Origin of the sequence: Vibrio sp. 10N.286.48.F5 (genome assembly GCF_041469785.1) — a bacterium.
Classification (GTDB): domain Bacteria; phylum Pseudomonadota; class Gammaproteobacteria; order Enterobacterales; family Vibrionaceae; genus Vibrio; species Vibrio crassostreae_C.
In genome coordinates, this window is record NZ_JBFRLG010000051.1 from 36296 (window position 1) to 53764 (window position 17469).

15 protein-coding genes are annotated in these 17469 nt (G+C 45.0%); all 15 read left to right on the forward strand.

Going from position 1 to position 17469, the window contains the following annotated elements; genetic code table 11:
• The first annotated feature begins 6 nt into the window (after positions 1 to 6).
• Positions 7 to 441 carry a nucleoside-diphosphate kinase gene (gene ndk / locus AB4185_RS21105; RefSeq protein WP_016797173.1) on the forward strand — a complete coding sequence of 145 codons (435 nt, stop codon included), beginning with the start codon at positions 7 to 9 and terminating at the stop codon, positions 439 to 441.
• 441 nt (positions 442 to 882) lie between these two features.
• Complete coding sequence (locus tag AB4185_RS21110; protein ID WP_010440536.1) at positions 883 to 2025, forward strand: bifunctional tRNA (adenosine(37)-C2)-methyltransferase TrmG/ribosomal RNA large subunit methyltransferase RlmN; 1143 nt, start codon at positions 883 to 885, stop codon at positions 2023 to 2025.
• A 440-nt stretch (positions 2026 to 2465) separates the two neighbouring features.
• Complete coding sequence (gene rodZ / locus AB4185_RS21115) at positions 2466 to 3422, forward strand: cytoskeleton protein RodZ (RefSeq protein ID WP_137002161.1); 957 nt, start codon at positions 2466 to 2468, stop codon at positions 3420 to 3422.
• A gap of 7 nt (positions 3423 to 3429) precedes the next feature.
• Positions 3430 to 4551, forward strand: coding sequence for a flavodoxin-dependent (E)-4-hydroxy-3-methylbut-2-enyl-diphosphate synthase (gene ispG / locus AB4185_RS21120; protein ID WP_009848294.1), 1122 nt, complete (start codon positions 3430 to 3432; stop codon positions 4549 to 4551).
• 70 nt (positions 4552 to 4621) lie between these two features.
• Positions 4622 to 5890 (forward strand): histidine--tRNA ligase, encoded by a 1269-nt coding sequence (gene hisS, locus AB4185_RS21125; protein ID WP_372135891.1) that lies wholly within the window; start codon positions 4622 to 4624, stop codon positions 5888 to 5890.
• Positions 5891 to 5969: 79 nt separating this feature from the next.
• Positions 5970 to 6584 carry a YfgM family protein gene (locus AB4185_RS21130; protein WP_017062513.1) on the forward strand — a complete coding sequence of 205 codons (615 nt, stop codon included), beginning with the start codon at positions 5970 to 5972 and terminating at the stop codon, positions 6582 to 6584.
• Between the two features lie 10 nt (positions 6585 to 6594).
• Positions 6595 to 7755, forward strand: a complete 1161-nt coding sequence (gene bamB, locus AB4185_RS21135) for an outer membrane protein assembly factor BamB (RefSeq protein ID WP_017062512.1) — start codon at positions 6595 to 6597, stop codon at positions 7753 to 7755.
• Positions 7756 to 7913: 158 nt separating this feature from the next.
• Positions 7914 to 9395 carry a ribosome biogenesis GTPase Der gene (gene der / locus AB4185_RS21140; protein WP_017062511.1) on the forward strand — a complete coding sequence of 494 codons (1482 nt, stop codon included), beginning with the start codon at positions 7914 to 7916 and terminating at the stop codon, positions 9393 to 9395.
• A gap of 131 nt (positions 9396 to 9526) precedes the next feature.
• A complete protein-coding gene (locus AB4185_RS21145; protein WP_102428298.1) occupies positions 9527 to 10429 on the forward strand; it encodes a metal-dependent hydrolase in 903 nt (300 codons plus the stop codon).
• Between the two features lie 289 nt (positions 10430 to 10718).
• Positions 10719 to 11723 (forward strand): sensor domain-containing diguanylate cyclase, encoded by a 1005-nt coding sequence (locus AB4185_RS21150; protein ID WP_065584656.1) that lies wholly within the window; start codon positions 10719 to 10721, stop codon positions 11721 to 11723.
• A gap of 40 nt (positions 11724 to 11763) precedes the next feature.
• On the forward strand, positions 11764 to 11991 hold the full coding sequence (locus tag AB4185_RS21155; RefSeq protein WP_010440564.1) for a zinc ribbon domain-containing protein: 228 nt from the start codon (positions 11764 to 11766) through the stop codon (positions 11989 to 11991).
• A gap of 295 nt (positions 11992 to 12286) precedes the next feature.
• A complete protein-coding gene (gene urtA, locus AB4185_RS21160) occupies positions 12287 to 13573 on the forward strand; it encodes an urea ABC transporter substrate-binding protein (RefSeq protein WP_010440568.1) in 1287 nt (428 codons plus the stop codon).
• A 235-nt stretch (positions 13574 to 13808) separates the two neighbouring features.
• Complete coding sequence (urtB, locus tag AB4185_RS21165) at positions 13809 to 15437, forward strand: urea ABC transporter permease subunit UrtB (RefSeq protein WP_017065607.1); 1629 nt, start codon at positions 13809 to 13811, stop codon at positions 15435 to 15437.
• A gap of 10 nt (positions 15438 to 15447) precedes the next feature.
• A complete protein-coding gene (urtC, locus tag AB4185_RS21170; protein WP_102392769.1) occupies positions 15448 to 16629 on the forward strand; it encodes an urea ABC transporter permease subunit UrtC in 1182 nt (393 codons plus the stop codon).
• Positions 16626 to 17468 (forward strand): urea ABC transporter ATP-binding protein UrtD, encoded by an 843-nt coding sequence (gene urtD / locus AB4185_RS21175; protein ID WP_102333722.1) that lies wholly within the window; start codon positions 16626 to 16628, stop codon positions 17466 to 17468. The genes urtC and urtD overlap by 4 nt, the downstream gene beginning before the upstream one ends.
• Position 17469: the final 1 nt, after the last annotated feature.

Sequence of the window (17469 nt, forward strand, 5' to 3'; positions counted from 1 at the left end):
ATCCCTATGGCTCTAGAAAGAACGTTCTCAATTGTTAAGCCGGATGCAGTTAAGCGTAACCTTGTTGGTGAAATCTACCACCGTATCGAAAAAGCAGGCCTAGAAATTATTGCTGCTAAAATGGTTCGTCTTACTGAAGAGCAAGCGAGTGGCTTCTACGCTGAACACGAAGGCAAAGAGTTCTTCCCGGCTCTTAAAGAGTTTATGACTTCTGGTCCTATCATGGTTCAAGTGCTTGAAGGCGAAAACGCTATCGCTCGTTACCGTGAGCTTATGGGTAAAACAAACCCAGAAGAAGCGGCATGTGGCACTATCCGTGCTGACTACGCAATCAGCATGCGTTACAACTCAGTTCACGGCAGCGACAGCCCTGAGTCTGCAGCTCGCGAAATCGAATTCTTCTTCCCAGAATCTGAAATTTGCCCACGCCCAGCTCAATAATCGGCACTGCAAATTATTCTAAAGGCTTCACCTCGGTGAGGCCTTTTTTGTAAGTGGATTTTACGCTCTCGATAATCAATTTAGTCGTCATTCTCGAAAGCGACGAAGGAGCGTAATCGGGAATCTGTTTTTGTTATTGGAGATTCCAGATACTTCGTTCCTCAGTTCTGGAATGACGGGGAACTTTGGAGCAACCATCTCGTGGTAAATATTATCGAGCAATTGGTGATTATTTACGTCATTCCCGAAAGCGACGAAGGAGTGTAATCGGGAATCTTTGTTTAAATTGGGTAATCTCAGGCCGATAAATACAATTGTTCAAATTTTAATCGCTTAAGTTTGAATGTCTTAATAAACACAGGGTTTTACAATGCTTGTTGAAGTTGCGTAAAGCCTGTACAATTCGCGCCCTTAATTATTGTTCCGTCATTGAGAGGCATCATGACCACAGCTAAAGTCAATCTACTCGATTTTGATCGTAAAGGTCTTCGTAAATTTTTCACAGAAGAACTGAATGAGAAAGCGTTTCGAGCAGAGCAAGTGATGAAGTGGATTTATCACTTCGGTGTCGATGACTTCGAACAAATGAATAACATCAACAAAAAGTTACGTGAGAAACTTCAACGTCGCTGTGAGATTGTTGCACCTGTTGTTTCTGAAGCTCAGCACTCTACAGATGGCACAATTAAATGGGCTATGAGCGTTGGCGACCAAGACGTTGAAACCGTATACATCCCAGATGGTGACCGTGCGACGCTATGTGTATCTTCACAAGTTGGTTGTGCACTTGAGTGTAAATTCTGTTCAACAGCTCAACAAGGCTTTAATCGTAACCTAAAAGTTTCAGAGATTGTTGGTCAAATTTGGCGTGCATCTCGTGAGATCGGTCTAGAGAAAGAAACAGGTCGTCGCCCAATTACTAACGTTGTAATGATGGGTATGGGTGAACCTCTATTGAACATGAAGAATCTAATTCCATCATTAGAAATCATGCTTGATGATCTTGGCTTCGCACTGTCTAAGCGTCGTGTAACGGTATCAACTTCTGGTGTTGTATCTGGCCTTGACCAAATGACTGATAACATCGACGTAGCACTTGCGATTTCTCTACATGCACCAAACGATGCACTACGTAGCCAAATCATGCCGATCAACGACCGTTGGGATATCCAAGACTTCCTAGCGTCTGTTCGTCGTTACATTGCTTCTTCAAATGCTAACCGCGGTAAAGTAACCGTTGAGTACGTTCTATTGGATCATGTGAATGATGATATGGACCATGCTCGTGAACTTGCTGAGCTAATGAAAGATACGCCTTGTAAGATCAACTTGATCCCATTCAACCCTTACCCGGGGTCGCCTTATAAGAAGCCAAGCAACTCTCGTATTGATCGCTTCCAAAAAACGCTGATGGAATACAACTACACAGTAACCGTTCGTAAGACTCGTGGTGATGATATTGATGCCGCGTGTGGTCAGTTAGTCGGTGATGTGATTGATAGAACCAAGCGTACTAAAATGCTTAAAGCAGCCTCTGAAGCGAACTTGATTGCCGGTGGTGTGATTGAAGTAAAAGCGGTATAAAACGCGATTAGAACCTAAACAAGCCAGAAGTCTTACTTCTGGCTTGTTGCTTTTCTGGGGTGCAGTTTTTGATTTTTTGGACTTCTTGCCCACGCTTTCTTACATTTTTCGTCAAATTTTGGACAAAACCATGAGCTGACGGTAAATTTTGTTTAAAGTGTTTTTGCCTTGTAATGGCATTAGCTTATGATTAACTAATCTTAAATTAATTTAAGTGCTCGCTTGCTACTGATCATCAATATGTCTATTTAGGTTGGCTACTTGATAAACTAGCTTCCTGAGAAGGTCATCCATAATAAATGAATGATGTTCGCCTTTAAGGGTTGATGATTTAGATAGCAGGAAAAATTCCACATAACGTGGGTTGTTAGATTGAGCTTAAACGACAATAAGAAAACGCTCTCCTCAACCTGCGATAATACTTTAGAAGTTCACTCTCTATGAACACAGAACAAGATACACAAGCGCAAGAAAACGTAGCTCCAGCTTTGGAAGCGGGAACGCTGCTTAAGAACAAACGAGAATCTCTTGGTTTAACGCAAAAGCAGATTTCTGATCGCTTGAAACTTCGCGTTACTCTGATCCAACAAATTGAAGAAAACCAATTCGAGTCAGATCAAGTGGCGACGTTTATGCGTGGCTATATTCGTTCATACGCGAAATACGTCAATCTTGACGAAAAAGTCGTATTGAGTGCGCTGCATCATGCCGGTGATGCTCAGCATCAAGAGCAAGAAATGTTGAGCTTTTCTCGTAAGACCAAAACCGAGAAGCACAACAGCCGTATTATGATCCTGACTTGGAGTATTTTTGCGGTCATTGCGGGTATCTCCTCACTTTGGTGGTGGCAGAACCAACAACAAGACACCCTATCTCAATCTTTAGCGAATACTGAAAGCTCAGAAGAGCTAGCGGTAGAAGAATCACTTGCCCCTGAATTCACCTCTTTGGAAGTGATTGAAGCTGAACAAAACGAAGCGGGTGCTTCTGTTGTTGAAGATACTGAAGGCCTTGCTGCGATAAGCGATGCGGAAGATACTTCAGATGCTGTTACTCCAGCTGACGAAACTCCTGCACAACAAGCAACAGAGACAGAGCCAACTGCTGAAGCTGCTGCGAATGCAGAAACGGTTGAAGCTAGCACGGCTCCTGAAGCTGTGGCTAACGAGCTAGTGATGCAGTTCACCGCTGATTGCTGGATCCAAGTAAAAGATGCAACGGGTAAAACCTTGTCGACTGGCATCAAAAAAGCAGGTCAGTCGTTAAATCTATCAGGAACTGCGCCATATAAAGTGATTCTAGGTGCGCCAGAAGGCGTATCAATGACATTTGCAAGTGAACCTGTCGACCTTTCTGGGTATACTTCAGGCAAAGTAGCTAGAATAACCTTACCTTAGAGTTAATATGCAACACGAATCTCCTATTATTCGTCGCAAATCAACCCGTATTTATGTGGGTGATGTGCCGATCGGTGATGGTGCACCAATTGCTGTGCAATCCATGACCAACACAAGAACAACAGATGTAGCCGCGACCGTTGCTCAAATTAGAGCTCTGGAAAAAGTTGGCGCTGATATCGTTCGCGTATCTGTACCGACTATGGATGCAGCTGAAGCCTTTAAGCTAATCAAGCAGCAGGTCTCTGTTCCTTTGGTTGCTGATATTCACTTCGACTACCGTATCGCACTTAAAGTGGCGGAATACGGCGTTGACTGTCTGCGTATCAACCCAGGTAACATCGGTAACGAAAGCCGTATCCGCTCAGTTGTTGATTGTGCACGTGATATGAATATTCCGATTCGTATTGGTGTTAACGGCGGTTCTCTTGAGAAAGAGATCCAAGAGAAATACACAGAACCTACAGCAGAAGCGCTTGTTGAATCAGCAATGCGTCATGTAGATATCCTAGACCGTCTGAACTTTGATCAATTCAAAGTCAGCGTGAAGGCTTCTGATGTATTCCTTGCTGTCGGTTCTTACCGTTTGCTGGCTAAGCAGATTGATCAACCTCTCCACCTTGGTATTACCGAAGCGGGTGGTGCGCGTGCAGGCTCTGTGAAGTCAGCGGTAGGTTTAGGTATGCTTCTTTCTGAAGGTATCGGCGATACGCTGCGTATATCGCTAGCGGCTGATCCGGTTGAAGAGATCAAAGTTGGCTTTGATATTCTTAAATCTTTGCGCATTCGTTCGCGTGGCATCAACTTCATTGCGTGTCCGAGCTGTTCTCGTCAAGAGTTCGATGTTATTAACACCGTTAATGCCCTTGAAGAGCGCCTAGAAGACGTGATCACTCCAATGGACGTATCTATCATCGGTTGTGTGGTTAACGGCCCTGGTGAAGCTGAAGTGTCTCACTTAGGTTTAGCTGGTAGTGCACGTAAGAGTGCCTTCTACGAAGATGGTAAGCGTCAGAAAGAGCGCTTCGACAACGATGACCTTGTCGACAAACTTGAAGCTAAGATTCGTGCAAAAGCGTCAGTGCTTGATAAAGCAAATCGCATTGATGTAGAAAACTTAGAAGATTAATACAACGCGATGGGGTGTGATTGTCTATTCGCACTAACACCTGGTCGTGAGAAATTACGGAATAAATACTGTGGCTAAAAATATTCAAGCAATTCGAGGCATGAACGACTGCCTTCCAACTCAATCACCACTGTGGCAGAAAGTAGAAAGCGCAGTTAAAAACGTGGTGAGTGCATACGGTTACAACGAAGTACGTATGCCTATCGTTGAAGAAACAAACCTATTTAGCCGTGCAGTTGGTGAAGAGACAGACGTTGTTTCTAAAGAGATGTACACCTTTGACGACCGCAATGGCGATAGCCTAACGCTGCGTCCAGAAGGCACAGCAGGTTGTGTTCGTTCATGTATTCAAAACAGCCTTATCAACCGTGATGAACAGCGCCTATGGTACATGGGCCCTATGTTCCGTCACGAGCGTCCTCAAAAAGGTCGTTACCGTCAATTCCACCAATGTGGTGTTGAAGTGTTTGGCCTAGACGGTCCAGACGTTGACGCAGAACTTATCATGATGACAGCACGTCTATGGCGTGAGCTAGGCATCGACAAGCACGTTCGCCTAGAGCTGAACTCAATCGGTTCTCAAGAAGATCGCGTTAGCTACCGCACTGCGTTAGTGGCTTTCCTTGAGCAACACATTGATGTGCTTGACGAAGACTGCAAACGTCGCATGCACACTAACCCTCTACGTGTACTTGATACTAAGAACCCTGATGTTCAAGCTATCTTAGGTGACGCACCTCGACTATCTGAATATCTAAGTGAAGAATCGAAGCAACATTTTGCTGGTTTGTGTGAACTTCTTGACGCTGTTGGTATCGAATACCAAGTTAATGAGCGTCTAGTACGTGGCCTAGATTACTACAACCGCACTGTATTTGAGTGGATCACAGACAGCCTTGGTGCTCAAGGTACAGTATGTGGCGGCGGTCGTTACGATGGTCTTGTTGAGCAACTAGGCGGCAAAGCAACCAATGCAGTTGGCTTCGCAATGGGTCTAGAGCGTCTGGTTCTGATGATGGAAACGCTAGAGCTAACAGAAGTTCGTCGTAGCGTTGATGTATACGTAGTTGCTGCTGGCGAAGGTACTATGATCGCGGGCATGCAGTTAGCGAATCAATTACGCGACACCGTTGAAGGCGTGCGTGTAATGAACCACTTCGGTGGTGGTAACTTCAAGAAGCAATTCAAACGTGCTGACAAAGTAGGTGCTGTTGTGGCGCTGGTACTTGGTGAGAACGAAGTTGCTGACAATACAGTTGTGCTAAAAGATCTGGTTGGCGGCGAGCAAGAAACCGTGTCTCAAACGGAAGTTGCAGAGAAAGTTGCTGCGCTAATCTAATTAGCCATTGAGCAAACGCTCATAATGAATACTAACGTCAGCACTATGCTGGCGTTTAAAGAATTAAAGAGGACAGGAAGTGGAACTTTACGATAGCGAAGAGCAACAAGTTGAAGCCATTAAAGATTGGTGGAAAGAGAACGGTAAAGCCGTAATCTTTGGTGCGGTTATTGGTTTAGGTGGTCTATTTGGCTGGCGCTATTACCAAGATTCAGTAGTTGAAGCGCGTGAAGCAGCTTCAGAAAGCTACACCTCTGTAATTTCAGCTCTTGATGTTAAGGGTGTTGATGCTCAATCTGATATTCAAGCTTTCATCGACGCAAACAAAGATGCTGAGTACTCAGTACTTGCTGCTATGCAACTAGCAAAAGTACAAGTACAAGCAGGCGATCTAGCGGCGGCACTTGAACAGCTCGAGTGGGCAAAATCGGCAACTAAGGACGCGGCACTTGCGCCACTACTTACTTACCGTGTTGCACGTATTAAAGCTGAGCAAGGTGAATTTGACGCAGCACTGACTGATCTTGCTGCTATGACAGACGAATCTTGGAAAGGCCGTGTTGCTGAACTGCGTGGTGATATCTCACTTCGTAAAGGCGACACAGACGCAGCATACAGTGCTTACACAGAAGCACAGCAAGCTGTTGACGCTAGCCAAACGCTTCAAATCAAACTTGACGACCTAGCTAAATAAGGCGCTTTGAATGAAGAAGATGTTTCCAAAAGCGGCGTTGTGTGCGATTGCTCTTGGCCTACTAGCTGGCTGTGCGGGTGAAGAAGACACCGTAATTATGGCTCCAGTCCCAACGGTAAACAGCGAGTTCACTCCTAGTCAGGAATGGTCTACGTCGGTTGGTGATGGTGTTGGTCACTACTTTTCAAAACTAACGCCAGAATTGGCTTACGACAAAGTGTTTGTTGCAAGCCGTGAAGGTATGGTTAAAGCGCTTGATCCTGATACAGGTAAAGCGCTGTGGAAAGTCGATCTTGAGAAAGACGTATTGGCTCGTTTATCGGGTGGCTTAACGGCGGCTTACGGTAAAGTTTTTGTTGGTTCTGAAAATGGCGAAGTGATCGCACTGGAAGAATCGACCGGTGAAGAGCTGTGGCGTGTATCAGTCAATGGCGAGGTGCTTGCATCCCCAGCAACTGATAGCAACATGGTCATTGTTCATACCAGTCGCGGTATGTTGATCGCGTTAGATCAAGCAAGCGGTGAACAAAAATGGACCATCAGTACGGAAGTACCAAGCCTAACACTGCGTGGCGATAGCTCGCCTGTTGCAGTTTCTGGTGGTGTATTCTGGGGTACAGCAAATGGTCGTCTAGCTGCGGCTATCGTTGATCGTGGTCAGCTTATTTGGCAACAGCCAGTAGGCACACCAAAAGGTGCAACGGAAATTGATCGTTTGGTTGATGTTGATGCATCTCCAATTGTTCTTGGTGGCACCCTGTATACCGTAGGTATCAATGGTCAGCTGATTGCTATCGACCTTCGTTCTGGTAAGCCAATTTGGAAACGTAACTACTCATCAGCGATTGATTTAGCAAGTGATGGTAGCCGTTTGTTCGTTGTTACCGACAAAGACCATGTGGTTGCGGTTGATGCGCGTAGTGGTACTGAACTGTGGAGCACTCCATTGTTAGAAAACCGCTTACTGACAGCACCTGCTATTATTAATGGTTATGTAGTCGTGGGTGATACTGAAGGTTATCTGCACTGGTTGGATCGTTCATCGGGTGAGTTTGTTGCTCAACAGCTTGTCGATGATAGCGGCTTTGCGGTTGCACCAATTGAACTGCCTGAAGGCTACTTAGTGACGACTCGCAATGGCGATGTAAAGAAACTAACGATTAGCCAATAAAAGCGTGATATAATTCACAGTCGGCTCCTGGTTGGTAACAGTCAGGAGCCGTTTTGTTGTTAAAAATTAATAAACCGTGTGGTTATAGGTAAGAGTTTAAACTTGCGAACAAGTGCTTACCTATAACTACATTTAGAGAAGAAATTGTAGAGGTTGTTATGGTACCTGTTGTTGCTCTAGTAGGGCGTCCGAACGTAGGTAAATCTACGTTATTTAACCGATTGACTCGAACTCGTGATGCATTGGTTGCGGATTTCCCTGGCTTAACGCGTGACCGTAAATACGGTCATGCTCATTTTAGCGAGCATGACTTTATTGTTATTGACACTGGCGGTATCGACGGTACTGAAGAAGGTGTTGAAACTAAAATGGCTGAACAGTCGCTAGCGGCGATTGATGAAGCTGATGTCGTTCTATTTATGGTAGATGGCCGTGCGGGTCTAACACCTTCAGACGTGGCGATTGCTAAGCACCTACGTCAACTAGAAAAGCCTTCAATGCTAGTAGTAAACAAGGTTGATGGTATCGACCCTGATGCTGCAAGTGCTGACTTCTGGCAACTAGGTGTAGAAGACATGTACCAAATCGCTGCGGCGCATGGTCGTGGTGTTACTGCACTTATTGACCTTGCTCTTAACCCATTCGCAGAAGCGCTAAAAGCTGAGAATGGCGAAGTAAGCGACTTAACTGAGTTTGAAGACGAAGAAGAAGAGCAGGTTGAATTTACAGAAGAAGAAGCTGAAGCAGAATTCAAGCGTCTTCAAGATCAACCGATCAAACTAGCGATCATTGGCCGTCCTAACGTAGGTAAATCAACGCTAACTAACCGTATTCTTGGTGAAGAGCGTGTGGTTGTTTACGATATGCCAGGTACGACTCGTGACTCTATCTACATCCCAATGCAGCGTGACGAGCGTGAATACGTTCTAATCGATACTGCGGGTGTTCGTCGTCGTAAAAACATCAACGAAACGGTAGAGAAGTTCTCAGTGGTTAAAACACTGAAAGCGATTGAAGATGCTAACGTTGTATTGCTGCTTATCGATGCTCGCGAAAACATCTCTGATCAAGATCTAAGCTTGCTAGGCTTTGCGTTGAACGCTGGTCGTTCAATTGTTATTGCCGTAAACAAGTGGGATGGCCTAGATAACGACGTTAAAGAACGCGTTAAGAAAGAGCTAGACCGTCGCTTAGGCTTCGTTGATTTCGCACGTATTCACTTTATCTCTGCACTTCACGGTACAGGTGTTGGTCACTTGTTTGAGTCTGTACAAGAAGCTTACAAATCAGCGACTACTCGTGTTGGTACTTCTGTGCTAACTCGTATCATGAAGATGGCGACTGATGATCACCAACCGCCTATGGTTCGTGGCCGTCGTGTGAAACTGAAATACGCGCACGCTGGTGGCTACAACCCACCGATTATCGTTATCCACGGCAACCAAGTTCGTAACTTGCCAGATTCATACAAACGATTCTTGATGAACTACTACCGTCGTTCACTAGAAATCATGGGTACACCTATTCGCATTCAATTCCAGAACAGCGAGAACCCATTTGAAGCTAAGACAAACAAGCTGACAATTTCTCAAGAACGTAAACGTAAGCGTATGATGAGCATGGTTAAAGGTCGTAAGTAAACCTTTCCAATAGATTTGATACCCGAGCCTGTCTCGGGTATTTTTTTAAGCAAAATACACGTTAAGCCATAACAATACGTTTTTATCATCATGGCTCAACGAATCAGACTAGATTCCAGAAGAAGAACGATATGACTACTAGCGATTTGATTACACCTGTGTCAGCAATAACACCAACCATCACTCAATTTTGTCATCAGGCTTGGCAGCTCAATGCTAAAGCGCAGTACGTTGAAAGCGACGACAGCAAAACTTACCTGATTGCCGACGTAACACCTTTCCACCCAGTGAGTCATATTTGGCCCGATCACCCTGCAGACCAAGGCTTTGTGAATGTTGGTGAAGTGCAATTTCCCGTTGAAGACTGCCTTGTTGGTGCTATAGAACAATCTACTGGCAAGCTTCATATCGCAGCAGATATCCCTGTTAAGCGTGATACGGAAGGGTGGGCGTTTGTTGTTGTCCACCAGCTACCTACATCTGCTTCTATGATTAAGGTTAACGACGAAGTCGTGTTGTCGGTTGATAAAGAGTACCAAGCCAGTTTGAGCCGTGGTCACAGTGCTGGCCACATCGCTTTCCTAGCCTTGAATAAAGTATTGGCTGAGAGCTACTGGCGTAAAGATGCGGACAGAAAAGATCCGCTTGGCAGTTACGACTTCAATAGTTATGCACAAGTGACGAGCTTTGTGACTCCAGAGCTGTGTACCGATAAGTATCGCTTAGGCAAAACCCTGAAGAAGCGCGGTTTGAACGTTGCAGACATGCTAGCAAATCTTGATGACATCGAAGCTGATATCAACCAAATGCTTGCGGGCTGGCTTGCAGAGCCGACGCCAGTTGCGATGAGACTAGAAGGCGAGGCGTTAACAGACTCTCGTTACTGGGAGTGGCAGCTTGACGCAGATACTCAGGTCACTATTCCTTGTGGTGGCACACACATTGGAAATACCTCAGAACTTGGTGCGCTGTCCGTTAAGCTGACCCAGCTAGATGGCCAAAACATTGAAATGCTGACGCATGTAATTCGATGATTTAGACTACAGATCGAAATGGCTTGTGCTGTTTATTTTATTTTTACATGTCACTTTTGATATAAATGACTATTTGAAATTGAAATGCAGCATATGTAACTTATGCTTTCGGTGTGTGGTGATATAAATATTCTTTTTGGGGTAGATCGCTGATCAAAATAGATAAAGCGAAAGATCAACCTATGATCTTCGATTGTGTGTCGTACTAATTTAGTGTGTTATTATTAACCAATAACAAGCTTGCATAAGAACAAGTTGTACCCGATTACACAATTGAAAGCCTTAGTGAATGGAACAACAATTTTTATTAGAAGGTCATCGAGCCGTCAATAGCTTGCTACGGAAGCTTGCGCTTGGGATGGATCGCAAAGATTTAAATCACAAGATTATTCAGCTTACCGAGCAGCTTTTTGGGCAGCGCATGGCTTCAATTCTACTGCTCAACTCAGAGTCTAAAACGTTACACCTTGAATATGCCCCAAACCTGCCTGATTTTTACAATCAACAGATTGAAGGGGTAGGAATTGGTGCGGGGATAGGCTCTTGTGGCGAGGCAGCTGCGCTTAAGAAAGCTGTTATGGTCTCTGATATTAATACTCACTCAAATTGGGCGCCTTTCTTAACCTTGACCAATCAAGCCAACTTACACGCTTGTTGGTCGGTGCCCATCATCTCTTCGCATGGCCACGTGCTAGGTACATTTGCGATTTACAGCCGATGCATTTCAGAACCTCATGAATTTGAACTCGAGATCTTGGAGCTGCTTGCTTCTTTGTATTCAGTCGCGCTAGAGAAATACGAGCTAGAGAATCAACTCAACTTTTTTGCCAGTCATGATTCGCTGACGCATTGCTTGAACCGCCGAGCATTGTTAAGTGAAGCTAAGAAGGTTTTAGTTAAACGATGTTTTGCGGACAAAGTGATGGCCTGCCTGTTTGTTGATGTTGATAAATTCAAGTCAATCAACGATACGTATGGCCATAGCTTTGGCGATGATGTTCTGTTAGCCGTTGCAAAAGTTCTCGATGAAGCGACTACGGCATGTGCCAAGGTAGGTCGTTACGGTGGTGACGAGTTTGTAGTGTTTTCTTGCTTTGATACCGAACAAAAAGTGTCAGACTTTTATCACAGCTTAGAAAAAGCGTTGGATAAAGCTCTCTATATTAATGGCGTTCAGTTTTCAGTCAGTGTTGGGATTGCTTGTGAAAAGTCGCCTAAAGGGCTCGATCAGTTGATTGCGTCAGCTGACAAAAGCATGTATCAAATCAAGCAAGCCAAGGCGAAGAAAGAGTAGATTGCTTATTAGTACTGAAAGTAAAAAGTTAGGATTTCCTATGAGTGAAAATATCTGCCCTAAATGCCAGTCAGAACTTAGCTGGGATGGTAAATACCACTGTGAAAGCTGCCAAGATCACTTTACAAAAGTGGGCTTTTGTCCTGAGTGCAGCAGCCAATTAGAGAAGCTTCAAGCTTGTGGGGCTGCGAGCTATTTCTGCAATGGTGATTGTAACGAGCTTAAATCTAAGTCGAGAGTGAAATTCGAGTTTCAACAAGCCGAATAGTCTTACCTCTCAATGGCAAGACGATAATCTGAGATGTTTTTTGTAGGTCTAGTATGAAAATATTGGGCCTTTTTTGTATTTAGCGAATATGCGTGTGTCATCTTGGTTCAATCTTATCGTCACTGCACCAGCATGAAACATAGTAACCTTGTCGCTATGCACTGCATTGGTGTTAACTTAGTTAAAGTACTATTAAATACAAAGGCTTAAAACTTTGTTGGTTATGTTTTAAGTTTGGCACTCTTCTTGTAACTCTGTAATTGAATAACAAAAATACAATTATGGAGTAACAATCATGAACAAGGTGTTCAATTTATCGCTAGCTGCACTGTGTACAACACTTTCATTTTCTTCTGCAACAGTGCTTGCGGCTGACGATACCATTAAAGTCGGCGTTCTACATTCATTGTCAGGCACTATGGCGATCAGTGAAACAACGCTAAAAGATACCGTTCTTATGCTCATCGACGAGCAAAACAAAAAAGGTGGCTTACTTGGTAAGAAGCTTGAGCCTGTAGTTGTTGACCCTGCGTCAAACTGGCCGCTGTTTGCTGAGAAAGCACGTGAGCTTATCGAGAAAGAAAAAGTGGATGTGGTATTTGGTGGTTGGACATCGGTATCACGTAAATCCATGCTGCCAGTTTTTGAAGAGCTAAACAGCATCCTTTTCTACCCAGTACAGTATGAAGGCGAAGAGTCCTCTAAAAACGTTTTCTACACCGGTGCTGCGCCAAACCAACAAGCGATTCCTGCCGTTGATTACTTAATGGATGAACTTGAAGTGGAACGTTGGGTGCTTGCAGGTACCGATTACGTTTATCCACGTACCACCAATAAGATCTTAGAGGCCTACCTAAAAAGTAAAGGTGTCGCAGAAGAAGACATCATGATCAACTACACACCGTTTGGTCATTCTGATTGGCAATCTATTGTTTCAGATATCAAGAAGTTTGGTGAAGCTGGTAAGAAAACCGCCGTTGTATCTACTGTGAATGGCGATGCAAACGTACCTTTCTATAAAGAGCTTGGTGCTCAAGGTGTTTCATCTGAAGACATTCCAGTGATTGCATTCTCGGTTGGCGAAGAAGAGCTATCGGGCATGGATACTGAACCTCTAGTGGGTCACTTAGCGGCATGGAACTATTTCATGAGCGTCGATACCGAAGTCAATGAAGAGTTCGTTGAAACATGGCAGTCATTCATTAAGAGTGACAAACGTGTAACGAATGACCCGATGGAAGCACACTATATTGGTTTCAATATGTGGGCTCAAGCTGTGACTAATGCGGGCACAACCGATGCTGAAGCGGTGCAAGATGCATTGATTGGTGTGTCTGTTCCAAACCTATCTGGTGGCTACTCAACCATGCTACCAAACCACCACATAACTAAACCTGTATTGATTGGTGAGATTCAAGATGATGGCCAGTTTGACATCGTTTGGGAAACCACAGGCCTTGTTGCAGGTGATGCTTGGTCTAACTACTTACCTGAATCAGCAAAACTATTCTCTAGTTGGTCTAAGCCATTCTCATGTGGTGCGTTCAACGTTGAAACTAAAAAGTGTTCTGGTGGTAACTAGAGTTATTCGCTCTTAGCTGATAACTAGTTACTGGTTATCAGCTTTCGTTACTGGGTGTTAGCTATTACCGGTAACTACTAGCTATGAATATTGAGCCTTCTCTTTAGGGAAGAGTGCTTCTGCATGGAGGCGCAACGAAAGAGAAGGCTCAAATTAGTTTCAAGTCACAACAACTATCCAAACATCCACCAAGTAAAAAATAACAATATCTAACTTGTTGGTTAAGGAAGCAGGGATGAAGAACGTATTAAACGTATTTAAGGCGCTGTTGCTCATGGCTATCAGTGCTCAGTTGGCTTTTGCTGGAATAACGGATGAAGCTAGCTTTACCAAGGCGCTAGTTGGTAAAAAAACATCGGATAAAGAGCTAGCCATCGATTGGATCATTGAGACACAAACGGAAGACGTGTCGAAGGCTATTTTATATGGATGGTTAAACGGCAATCTCTATTACTTCAATGATAAAAAAAACGAACATTATAAACAGCTCTATCTCATTCAAAACACCAAAACAGCCACTTCAGCTCAGTCTGTATGGGATGAATCAACTCTCAATATCGACAATGCTAAGCTGTTTAAAAAGGTGCGCGTAAACAACAAACTTCGCGGGATCTTACGGGGTGAAATTGCCTCTATTGGATTAAATAGCAGTAACCCAGATGTGCGTTATCAAGCGGTTCTCGATCTACTGGGAACTAAGGATGCCACTATCATCGATCGTTTATCCGAACTTAGAGAAAATGAGACCGATGGTAAAGTCGCTGAACTAATGGATTTGTCATTAGCTATTTTTACCTCGCTTGATAACAGTGCAACAACTGAAGCTCGAGTAACATCGATTGAACGAGTGGGCGACTTTAAGCATTCAGTCGTTCTAAAAACACTGAACCAACTACTTAACGGTGAGCAAGAACCAAGCATTTTGGCTGCAACAGAGCGTGCGATGGACGATTATCAACAAAGCCAAGCTCTGTACTCAGGTGTTGAAACCGTATTCTTTGGCTTGAGTTTAGGTTCGGTATTGGTACTAGCGGGCATTGGCTTAGCGATCACCTTTGGTGTGATGGGCGTTATCAACATGGCTCATGGTGAGCTGATCATGATTGGCGCTTACACCACCTATGTATTGCAACTTCTGATGCCGAATCATATTGGTTTAGCGCTAATACTTTCTATTCCTGCAGCATTCATCGTTTCGGGCTTAGTGGGTATTGCGATTGAGCGAAGCGTGATTCGTCACCTTTATGGGCGTCCATTAGAGACCTTGCTCGCCACCTTTGGTATCAGCTTAATCTTGCAGCAAGCCGTTCGCTCTATTTTCTCTCCGCTGAACCGATCAGTGAGTACACCTGAATGGATGTCTGGTGCGCTTCAATTGAATCCTATGCTATCGCTGACTTATAACCGTCTTTACATCATCTTGTTCTGTGGCTTGGTGTTTATGGGGTTATTGATGGTTCTGAAAAAGACACCGTTAGGCCTTCAGGTTCGTGCCGTTTCTCAAAACCGTGGTATGGCTCGTGCGATGGGGATTCGATCGGAACGTGTTGATGCGATGACCTTCGGTTTAGGCTCTGGCGTCGCAGGTGTTGCGGGTGTAGCGCTTTCTCAACTGACTAACGTTGGCCCAAATATGGGGCAGGCGTACATCATTGATTCTTTCATGGTGGTGGTGTTTGGCGGGGTTGGCAACTTATGGGGCACACTAGTCGCAGGGCTCAGCCTTGGCTTATTTAATAAGATTTTAGAACCATGGGCTGGTGCGGTTCTCGCCAAGATCCTAGTACTGGTTTTCATCATTCTGTTTATTCAAAAACGTCCACGCGGACTATTCCCGCAACGTGGCCGTGCGGCTGAAGGTTAAGGACAACATCATGCAGTCTAAATCATTTGTACTTTCGGCGATGCGTGGTGACAAAGGTGGTCAACTGACCATCCTTGCCATTCTTGCGGCCGTCATTCTTATTCCGCTGGCTAACACCATGTTGCCAAGTGGACACCCGCTTCATGTTGAGACTTTTACAATCTCATTAATGGGCAAATACCTGAGTTACGCAATGTTGGCGTTGGCGCTCGATCTTGTGTGGGGCTACCTCGGAATCTTGAGTCTAGGCCATGGCGCTTTCTTTGCGCTTGGTGGCTATGCGATGGGCATGTACTTAATGCGCCAGATTGGTGACCGTGGGGTATATGGTGACCCAATCCTACCTGACTTCATGGTGTTTCTTGATTGGTCGGCGTTGCCATGGTTCTGGCAGGGCTTTGATCAGTTCTGGTTCGCCTGCCTAATGGTGGTGTTGGTACCGGGCGCATTGGCTTATTTGTTCGGTTATCTGGCTTTCCGTTCTCGAGTGTCAGGGGTGTATCTTTCTATCATGACTCAAGCGTTAACTTACGCATTGATGCTGGCGTTTTTCCGCAACGAAATGGGCTTTGGTGGTAACAATGGATTGACGGACTTTAAAGACATCATCGGTCTGAGCTTGCAAAGTGATGCAGTCAAGATAGGTCTGTTTGTTGCGACTGGTATTGCGCTAATCCTCAGCTACATCGCGTGTCGCATGGTGGTGACCAGTCGATTAGGGCGAGTGGCTTTAGCGATTCGTGATACTGAATCTCGCACTCGATTCATGGGTTACGACGTCGATGGTATCAAGCTGTGGGTCTTCGTTCTGTCTGCGGTTATCGCGGGTATTGCTGGTGCTTTATATGTGCCTCAAGTCGGTATCATCAACCCGGGAGAGTTTGCTCCGCTTAACTCGATTGAGATAGTGGTTTGGGTTGCCTTGGGCGGTCGTGCCACTCTGTTTGGTGCCATCGTTGGTGCCCTGATCATCAACTACGCCAAGAGTTGGTTTACGGTTGAATTCCCAGAGGTGTGGTTATTCGCCCTAGGTGGTCTATTTGTACTTTCAACCATGTACTTCCCACAAGGTGTGATTGGCTTTGTTAGCGAGAAATGGCAACAACTGCGTAAGGCGTCAGGTTCACGAGGCAAGGGAAAAGGAAAATCAGATAAGGATGATCAGTCAGAAAACAAGGAGGTGATCGTATGACCACATTTAGTAACGTTAAGGAATCGGTTCAGGCGTTCACTCGTCGAGACGAAGTCTTTGATTACCTCAAACCCGATATTCATCCTGCCATCGATACTCGACATAACGTGCTGTTGTATGTCGAAGGCGTCAACAAAAGCTTCGATGGTTTCCAAGCGATAAACGACCTCAACCTCTACATCAAAGAGGGAGAGCTACGCTGTATCATAGGTCCTAATGGCGCAGGTAAAACCACCATGATGGACATTATCACAGGTAAAACTAAGCCAGACACCGGCGAGGTGTGGTTGGGTTCGAACATCAACTTATTGAAGATGAACGAAGCCGAAATCGCCAATGCAGGCGTTGGGCGTAAATTCCAAAAACCGACCGTGATTGAGTGTTTAACTGTGTGGCAGAACCTTGAATTAGCCATGGCCGGTGACCGCTCAGTGTGGGCGACGTTCACCGCTGTGATGTCTGGTGAACAGAAAGACAAATTGACCTCGGTACTTGAGCTGATTCATTTAAAAGACGAAGCGGCGAATTTGGCAGGTAACCTGTCTCACGGACAAAAGCAGTGGTTAGAGATCGGCATGCTATTGATGCAAAACCCTAAGCTGTTGCTGGTGGATGAACCCGTGGCAGGTATGACTCACCAAGAAATGGATCGCACCTCTGAGTTACTTAACTCACTGGCAGGTAAGCACTCGGTTGTGGTCGTTGAACACGATATGGATTTCGTTCGTTCTATCGCCAGCCATGTCACCGTGCTTCATCAAGGTCATGTGTTGGCTGAAGGCACCATGGATCAAGTGCAGGCTCACCCTGAAGTTAAACAAGTTTATCTCGGAGAATAGG